General features: G+C 43.2%; 2 rRNA genes. Both read right to left on the reverse strand.

What is annotated here, in order from left to right:
• A 23S ribosomal RNA gene (locus WJM94_RS24500) occupies nt 1-296 on the reverse strand; the annotation flags it as partial.
• Nucleotides 297-624: 328 nt separating this feature from the next.
• Nucleotides 625-746, reverse strand: a 16S ribosomal RNA gene (locus WJM94_RS24505); the annotation flags it as partial.

The raw sequence follows: 746 nt of genomic DNA on the forward strand, positions 1-746 counted from the left end.
ACCGTTCGTCTAACGCGTGTAAAGCTTAAGGGCTAGTCCAATTTCGCTCGCCGCTACTTTCGGAATCTCGGTTGATTTCTTTTCCTCGGGGTACTTAGATGTTTCAGTTCCCCCGGTTCGCCTCCTGTTGCTATGTATTCACAACAGGATACTAGCTTATGCTAGTGGGTTTCCCCATTCGGAAATCCCAGACTCAAGTGGCTTTTACTGCCTAATCTGGGCTTATCGCAAGTTAATACGTCCTTCATCGCCTCTGACTGCCAAGGCATCCACCGTGTACGCTTAGTCACTTAACCATACAACCCGAAGGAGTTTCGAATTGCACTTTGTCTTCACTTTAAAAAGTGAAATCAAACGGTCAAACAACCAAAGTTGCTATCTCATTATTTGAATGAGCGAGATAGCTTTCGATTTTGCCGGACTCAAATTCCAAGAACACTTGAATGTGTTTTTAGTTGTATTCAAATACATGAATACTTTGAGAACTTTACAAACAAATCTTTATTTCAAAAAACAAAGTTTGTTTTGTCAGCTTTCCAAATTGTTAAAGAGCAATAACAGCCCGAAGCATTACGCTTCAAAACCATCAATCTGTGTGGACACTCATCGTGAGTAATCATCGTATAAGGAGGTGATCCAGCGCCAGGTTCCCCTAGCGCTACCTTGTTACGACTTCACCCCAGTCATGAACCACAAAGTGGTAAGCGTCCCCCCGAAGGTTAAACTACCTACTTCTTTTGCAGCCC

Origin of the sequence: Vibrio sp. YIC-376 (assembly GCF_052353105.1) — a bacterium.
In the GTDB taxonomy this organism is placed as follows: Bacteria; Pseudomonadota; Gammaproteobacteria; order Enterobacterales; family Vibrionaceae; genus Vibrio.